Origin of the sequence: Hominilimicola fabiformis (assembly GCF_020687385.1) — a bacterium.
GTDB classification, from domain to species: Bacteria; Bacillota; Clostridia; order UBA1381; family UBA1381; genus Hominilimicola; species Hominilimicola fabiformis.
On sequence record NZ_JAJEQM010000019.1, the window covers coordinates 48,627 to 56,568 of the forward strand.

General features: G+C 38.9%; 6 protein-coding genes. 5 read left to right on the forward strand and 1 reads right to left on the reverse strand.

Features of this window, described 5'->3' with window-relative positions; all coding sequences use genetic code 11:
- The first annotated feature begins 21 nt into the window (after positions 1 to 21).
- Together mgtE and LKE05_RS12325 are read left to right on the forward strand one after the other, a co-directional pair.
- Positions 22 to 1,404 (forward strand): magnesium transporter, encoded by a 1,383-nt coding sequence (gene mgtE, locus LKE05_RS12320; RefSeq protein WP_308457034.1) that lies wholly within the window; start codon positions 22 to 24, stop codon positions 1,402 to 1,404.
- A gap of 56 nt (positions 1,405 to 1,460) precedes the next feature.
- Positions 1,461 to 1,928, forward strand: a complete 468-nt coding sequence (locus LKE05_RS12325) for a GNAT family N-acetyltransferase (protein ID WP_308457035.1) — start codon at positions 1,461 to 1,463, stop codon at positions 1,926 to 1,928.
- A 368-nt stretch (positions 1,929 to 2,296) separates the two neighbouring features.
- Here the strand turns inward: LKE05_RS12325 and galA are convergent, their stop codons facing one another.
- A complete protein-coding gene (galA, locus tag LKE05_RS12330) occupies positions 2,297 to 5,026 on the reverse strand; it encodes a beta-galactosidase GalA (protein ID WP_308457036.1) in 2,730 nt (909 codons plus the stop codon).
- Positions 5,027 to 5,319: 293 nt separating this feature from the next.
- Here galA and trpE point away from each other — a divergent pair, with 293 nt between their 5' ends.
- The 3 genes from trpE (at position 5,320) to LKE05_RS12345 (ending at position 7,663) form a co-directional block, all read left to right on the forward strand.
- Positions 5,320 to 6,792 carry an anthranilate synthase component I gene (trpE, locus tag LKE05_RS12335; protein WP_308457037.1) on the forward strand — a complete coding sequence of 491 codons (1,473 nt, stop codon included), beginning with the start codon at positions 5,320 to 5,322 and terminating at the stop codon, positions 6,790 to 6,792.
- A complete protein-coding gene (locus tag LKE05_RS12340; RefSeq protein ID WP_308457038.1) occupies positions 6,789 to 7,352 on the forward strand; it encodes an anthranilate synthase component II in 564 nt (187 codons plus the stop codon). The genes trpE and LKE05_RS12340 overlap by 4 nt, the downstream gene beginning before the upstream one ends.
- 68 nt (positions 7,353 to 7,420) lie before the next feature.
- Entirely contained in the window at positions 7,421 to 7,663 is a 243-nt protein-coding gene (locus LKE05_RS12345) for a hypothetical protein (RefSeq protein WP_308457039.1), read from the forward strand.
- Positions 7,664 to 7,942 lie beyond the last annotated feature (279 nt).

Sequence of the window (7,942 nt, forward strand, 5' to 3'; positions counted from 1 at the left end):
TATAAGATAGGGGGTACCCCAATGCAAGATTTGCTGAATAAAATAGACCGTCTTTTGAAAGAGAAAAAATTTTTTGAAGTAAAAAATATTGTGAAAGATGAGAATGCCGCAGACCTTGCGGTGTTGTTTGACGAACTGTTCGGTGAAGTGTTCGGTGAAAAGACTGAATTTATGATTTTGTTCAGACTTTTGCCAAAGGATTTGGCGGCTGAAACATTTGCGCAAATGAAAAGCGATATGCAGAGCCATCTTATACAGATGTTTTCCGATAAAGAAATCAGAGATATTCTTGATGAATCTTTTATTGATGATACTGTTGATATAATCGAAGAAATGCCGGCGAACGTTGTTTCGAGAATTTTGAAAAACTCAACAACAGGCGAGCGTAAGGCGATTAATGAAATTCTGCGTTATCCGAAGGACAGTGCCGGAAGTATAATGACAATAGAATATGTCAGTCTGCATAAGGATATGACGGTATCGGAAGCTTTTGAAAAAATTCGTAAAGTCGGTGTGAATAAGGAAACTATTTATACTTGTTATGTGACCGAAAACAGAAAACTTATCGGTGTAATCACTGTAAAGGATTTGTTTATGGCTGATGAGGACGATAAGATTGCCGATATTATGGAAACGCATATTATAAGCGTTGATACGCTTGAAGATAAGGAAATTGTCGGACATATGTTCAGAAAGTACGATTTTCTTGCGTTACCGGTTGTGGATAAGGATAATCGACTTGTCGGTATCGTTACATTTGACGACGCTATGGACGTCATTCAAGATGAAAATACAGAGGACTTCTCAAAAATGGCGGCTATTGCACCGAATGAGGAATCGTATTTCAGAACAGGTATTTTTAAACACGCAAAAAGCCGTATTGTATGGCTTTTGATACTTATGATAAGTGCAACGATTACACAGATTATAACGAATAGGTACGAAGCCGCATTTGCGGCAGTACCGCTTTTGGTTTCGTTTATGCCTATGATAATGGATACCGGCGGTAACTGCGGCGCACAAAGTTCTACTCTTATAATCAGAGGTATTGCACTTGATGAAATTCATTTTTCGGACTTTTTTAAAGTGGTGTTCAAGGAATTTAGAATTTCTATTATAGTCAGTTCGGTATTGGCGGTGGTAAACGGTGTGCGAATTTATATAATGTATCAGCATAAATGCGATTATCCGTTTATGCTTGCACTGACGATTGCATTGTCAATTATCGCAACAGTTATTTTGTCAAAGGTTATAGGTTCAATGTTGCCTATGCTTGCAAAAAAATGCCGACTTGACCCGGCGATTATGGCGACACCGCTTATAACAACAATAGTGGACTGTTGTTCGCTGTTCTTGTATTTTAATATTGCAACGATAGTGTTTTCACATATTGGGATTTTGTAATTATAAAGAGTGCCTATGCACTCTTTATTTAATAGAAAAAAGTAGAAGGAAAAATTATGTTGGTACGCAGAGCAGAAATAAAAGATATTGAGAAAATAAACGAATTGTTATTGCAGGTAGCTATGGTACACCACTATGGCAGACCTGATTTGTTCAAGGCGAATTGCCGTAAGTATAAAAATGACGAGCTTGTTGAAATCATAAAAGACGATAACCGTCCGATATTCGTTGCAGAAGATGACGGAGTTGTTATAGGTTACGCATTTTGCGTGATAACCGACCGTAAAGATGATAACGTTTTGACAGATATGAAGAATTTGTATATAGATGATTTGTGCGTTGATGAAAATATGAGAGATAAACACGTTGGTACTGTCATTTATGATTATGTCAAGAAGTATGCAAAGGAAATCGGCTGTTATAACTTGACGTTAAATGTTTGGAGCTGTAATGAATCGGCTCAAAAATTCTATGAAAAACAAGGTCTGAAACCTCAAAAAACAACTATGGAAATGATTTTGTAATAAGGGAACACAGCACGGATTCAGAAGTAACAATATGAGTTGCTGATGTTAATGGTACGAACACGTTATTGGATATTTACAGTTACTATGTCGAACAGACCTCCATATGACTGTTAATTGCCGACTGTTGAGAAATTCACCGTCTTGTTGCGGAACTAAACGGCAAAACAGTAGGTTATGAGCAAATGGGTTATAGATTAGTCTGAAAAATTGAGCAGTGCGGGTTTGAGTTTAACCGTTGGTTTAATACGATTATTATAGATAAAATAATCAATGAACCGATCAAGGAGAAAAAATATTAAGAAGTTCGATAAAGTACGAAGAAAATTCGGATTTAAAAAAGCAAGGCACTCTGCCTTGCTTTTTGTTTAATCTGTAATAACAACAGGTTTTGAAATACCGCCGTTACCGTCTGCTTTGGTGCTGTTTACGATAACCACAATATCGGCATCACCGTTTACGTCAGAAACATTTATTTCAACTTTACGTCCCCATTGGCAATCGCCTTTGAATTTCTGCTCGCCGTTTACGAAAACTTCAACTTCATTGCCTGTAAGTTCTCTGAACACAATGAAATTATCGTTTTCATTAATATTAACGGTAGTTTTGTAAAGCCCGTATCCGGTTACGTTTTTAAATTTATCGTCGTATCCGCTGCCAACCGACACGATGCCCCAAGTATTCATATCGTGGTCCTCAATTTTAACATTCGGATCAGGTCGTGTTTCTGATAAATCAACCGCTTGACGCCATTTTGCAATATATTTTTCATTCACTGACGGAATAAATATTTTTTTATTTTCGTTTGCAACTGATTTTACGGTAGCCGTTGCACTTTCAAGTCCGTCCGACGCTGCAGTAACTGTAACATTTTCCGCACCGTCCGATTGCTTAACTATTACTTGACACAAACCGTTAAACAGGTGTCTTTCTTCGGCTTTGTCGGCTTCGTGAGAATTAGGATCGCCGTTTCCGACACCGATTATTTCGCCGCCGTCGGCAGTGAATTTTATAAGATTATCGGCGGTCGGTACACTTACACCGTTTTCGTCAACAACTGAAATATTGAATATTACTGCGTCATCGCAACTGTCATATACAAATTCATTTTGCGGAGTGATAATGATTTTTTTTGCCGCATTTGCGGTTGAAACTTCGTCACTGCAAACCTCTTTGCTGTCAATATATCCGACCATTTTAAGAGTACCTTTTTCAAACGGAACAAACCAATCCGCCATATCGTACTTATCAACGTTCTTTTTGCCGAGCGATTTGCCGTTTAAGAAAAGTTCAGCCTCACTGCAATTAGTGTGCGTCATAACACGCACTTCTTCACCGTCCGCAAAATTCCAGTGGGGAAGAATGTGAATCATCGGCTCATCTGTAAAGAATGCTTTGTTAAGATAAAAAGCGTCTTTTTTGAAACCGCAAGTATCCATGATGCCAAATTGAGTGCCGATTGACGGCCATTCAAACGGAGTCGGCTCACCGCGATAGTCAAAGCCTGTCCATATGAAAAGTCCCATAATATGCGGACGAGTATCGACTTGCTTGAAACCGTCACGATATGTATTGCCCCAAGGAGCGGCTTCACTGTCGTAACAGTCGATAATATTCTTGCTGTGGTCGGTCTTGTAAACACCGCGAGTTTGAAAAGCACTGTCGTTTTCGCTGCCCAACATCGGCATATCGGGGTACTTTTCTCTGAAGTCGTCATAAGTATGGGTGATATAGTTAAAGCCGGTCATATCAAGAATATCGCAAGCACCGCCGTCGGTTGTGACGCCTGTATTCATAGCACCCACAAGAAAACGGGTGGCGTCAAGTTTTTTTATTTCGCATTGAAGTCTTTCGGCAAGCTTTCTGCCTGTCGGAGTGCCTTGAAGCGGTTCTTCGTTAAACAGCGAGTACATAACGACAGATGGGTGATTTCGGTCACGCATAACCATATCCTGCACTTGCTTGATACCGTCGGCACTTGAATTAAAGTTACGGTTTTCGTCCATGACAAGAATACCGTATTTGTCACAATAATCGAGTATTTCTGGATTAGGGTTGCCGTGAGCACAACGGTACGCATTTGAACCCATTTCTTTTAAAAGCTTAATTCTGTATTCGTTCACGCTGTCAGGAACGGCAACACCGACACCTGCGTGGTCTTGATGGTTGCAAGTACCGTACAGCGGAACGTGTCTGCCGTTAAGGAAGAAGCCGTTGTCTTTGTTAATAGCGATTGTACGGAAACCAAATGTATTTTTTTGACTGTCGACAAGACTGTCGTTTTCATAAAGTTCACTGACCATTGTGTATAGGTTAGGCGCATCAATGTCCCATAAAAGCGGGCTGTATGTCAAAATACTTTGATTGACTTCGATTTTATTGCCGCCGGCAACCGAGAATTCTTTTTCATCTTTGCCGACAATATTATCTTCTTTGTCGAGTATATATGTTTTTAATCTGAAATTTTTGTTTTCATAAGACGAATTTTCAATCGTTGTATCTGTAGCCGCGTCCCATACGTCAACTGTTTTTCTTATAGGGTGAACAAACACACCCCAATGTGCGATATGTAACTTGTTTTTCTTGTACAGATTGACGTGACGGTATATGCCTGCTCCCTCATACCACCAACCTTCAATTTGTGTCGCGTCAACAAACACGACAAGGTCGTTTACTTGGTCGCCGTAAAGTGCCATATCTGTCGCATCAACGACAAATGAATTGTAACCGCAGAAATTTCTGCCGATAACGGAGCCGTTTAGATAAACTGTTGCATAGGAAGAAATACCCTCAAATTCGATTAAAATTTGCTTATCTCTGTCACTTTCATCAAGACGAAATCTCTTTGAATACCACGCTTTACCGCGTTTTTTGTATCCTTGCGACGGTCCCCATTTTTCTTCAAATTCATTGTATACCGCCCAGTCGTGCGGTAGGTTTACGGTTTCCCAATCGCTTTTGTCAAAATCCGGTGACGCCGCACCGATTGCACCGCCGGCTTTGGCTGCCATATAACATTCTGTATGTGTTTTTGTTTCCGGAAGTTCAAAATCACCGTTGTAGAACTTCCAATCTCTGTCTAAACTGAATTTATCCATAATATGCTCCTTTTTGTATTTTAATACCGCAAATGCCACCCCTCAGTCGGCTTTGCCGACTGAGGGGTGGTTTAACTAAAACTGATATTACCTTAATTATACCGTCAAAAATAAATATTATCAAGACATATTGACAAAAAAATAAATGTGTAATATAATAACTACAGATGAGATTAGATTAGACGAGAATAAATTTATATTGATATTTCTATGTCTTTTTCTAATACAAGAAAAAGGCTTTTTTGTTTTCACAGAAAAGCCGCCTTAATAAAAATAAGAAAGGCGGGGATTTGATGTTTAATTTAACCGTAGATGAAGTAAAAGAATTGTCAAAAAATTACAATATGATACCGTTGACGATTGAATGTTATGCCGATATGGATACGCCGATAAGCGTGTTCAAGCGTATGCAGACAGAGAAGGATTGTTTCTTGCTTGAAAGTATCGGTCAAAACCACGTTACAGCAAGATTTTCATTTATAGGAAGAAATCCGTTTATCAGTTTTAAAAGTCTTAACGATGAAATAACAATTTCAGATTACACAGGAAAAACAAATACATATAAAGGCAAACCGATGGAGGAGCTTGAAAAGCTTATTGAAAAGTACAAAGCACCGAAACTTGAAAATATACCGTCATTTAACGGCGGTGCGGTAGGTTTTTTTGCGTATGACATTATACGTCAGTATGAACATTTGTCGAACATAAATCAAGACGATTTGCATTTACCTGATATGCACTTTATGTTGATGGACGAGATAATCGCGTTCGACCATATGCGTCAAAAGATTGTTATAATAGTAAATATTCACGCAGAGGGTGATATTGAAAATCAGTACAAAAAGGCAACAGGCAGATTACTTGACATTCAGCAGGAAATGACGGACCTTTCGGGACTTATGAAAAAAGAAAAGCGCGAATATCGTTCTTCTTCAAAGATGGTTTCAAATATGACGAAAGAAGAATTTTGTGCGAACGTTGAAAAGGCGAAAGAGTACATCAAAAACGGCGATATATTCCAAGTTGTGCTTTCACAGAGATTTACAGTTGAAACGAATGTAAGTCCGTTCAATACATACAGGGCACTAAGACTTATCAATCCGTCACCTTATATGTACTATTTGAATTTCGGAGATTATCAGATTGCAGGTGCGTCACCTGAAATGCTTGTGAGAGTTGAAAACGGAGTTGTTCAGACAGGACCTATCGCAGGCACACGTCCGAGAGGTAAGACTGTTGAGGAAGATATGGCACTTGAAAAGGAGCTTTTGGCTGACAAAAAGGAAATTGCGGAACATACAATGCTTGTTGATTTGGGCAGAAACGATATAGGCAGAGTCAGCGAGTTTGGCTCGGTAAAGGTTACGCGATTTAAGTATGTGGAGCGTTTTTCACACGTTATGCACATTATAACAGACGTTGAAGGTAAATTAAGAAGTGACAAAACTTGTTTTGACGCACTTGGTTCAACACTTCCTGCAGGAACACTTTCGGGTGCACCGAAAATCCGTGCAATGGAAATCATTGATGAACTTGAAAAAACGAAACGTTCAACATACGGCGGTGCAATCGGTTACATTAGCTTTAACGGCAACTTTGACAGCTGTATAACAATTCGTACAGGAGTATTCAAGGACGGCAAGGCATATATCCAAGCCGGCGGAGGAATTGTTTACGATTCTATTCCTGAAAATGAGTATCAGGAGTCGATAAACAAAGCGTCGGCGGTGCTTAGAGCGATTGAGGAGGCAGGTGACATAGTATGATTATAATGATTGATAACTACGATTCATTTACATATAACTTGTACCAATATATCGGTACGATAAATCCCGATATAGAGGTGTATCGAAACGATAAAATAACGGTTGAAGAAGTGCTTGAAAAAAAGCCGAGTCATATTATTTTGTCACCGGGTCCGGGATTTCCGATTGATGCGGGAATATGCGTGGATTTGATTAAGAAAGCGGGAGATATTCCGATTTTGGGAGTGTGTCTTGGACATCAGGCGATAGGCGAGGCATTCGGCGGTAAGATTGTTCACGCACCGAGAATAATGCATGGCAAGAGTGACGTTGTAACGGTCGATATGGATTGCCCTATATTTGACGGAATAGGTGTAAAAACAGAGGTTGGAAGATACCATTCACTTGTGATTGACGAGGAAAGTTTGCCGAATTGTCTTAACATAACGGCAAGAAGTGATGACGATTGTATAATGGGCGTACAACATAATGAACGTCCTGTTTATGGAATACAGTTCCACCCTGAATCGGTACTTACACCCAACGGAATGAAAATGATTGAAAACTTTTTGAATATATGATTGATTATAATACCGCAGATTGAAAATCTGCGGTATTTGTGCTATTATGACTATAAGAGGTGATTTAAATGGACAATACGAAGAAATTTACGGATAAAGCGGACAAATACGTTTCATCACGTCCGTCATATCCGACAAAGCTGATGGATTATTTATACAACGAAGTCGGTTTTTCGGATAAATCGAAGATTGCGGATATAGGTGCGGGAACGGGAATTTTTACAAGACAGTTGCTTGAAAGAAATTCGGACGTTCGTTGTCTGCATCATATTCTCTTACGGCGAATGATGAAAAGTTTGATGAATATGTAAAAGAATTGAATGAATTATTTGACAAATACGAAAAAAACGGTATTGCGACAGTGCAGAACTACACAGAGGTGTACATTGGTGAAGTATAGTTGATAATACCAAAACAGTATAGTTTCTTACTTTTTTTATAATAAGCTATTTACATAAAAAAATAAATGTGTTATAATATGTATGGATATAGTAAAAACACTAAAAAAAGAGGTTATTTTGATGTGACCCCCAAAAGTTAGACTTTTTATAGCGTAGTAGTTTTAACGACTGCTACGCTATTTTTATGCA

Coding starts and splice junctions, on each gene's coding strand:
- mgtE (WP_308457034.1), top strand. CDS start 22: ATGCAAGATTTGCTGAATAAAATAGACCGTCTTTTGAAAGAGAAAAAA.
- LKE05_RS12325 (WP_308457035.1), top strand. CDS start 1,461: ATGTTGGTACGCAGAGCAGAAATAAAAGATATTGAGAAAATAAACGAA.
- galA (WP_308457036.1), bottom strand. CDS start 5,026: ATGGATAAATTCAGTTTAGACAGAGATTGGAAGTTCTACAACGGTGAT.
- trpE (WP_308457037.1), top strand. CDS start 5,320: ATGTTTAATTTAACCGTAGATGAAGTAAAAGAATTGTCAAAAAATTAC.
- LKE05_RS12340 (WP_308457038.1), top strand. CDS start 6,789: ATGATTATAATGATTGATAACTACGATTCATTTACATATAACTTGTAC.
- LKE05_RS12345 (WP_308457039.1), top strand. CDS start 7,421: ATGGACAATACGAAGAAATTTACGGATAAAGCGGACAAATACGTTTCA.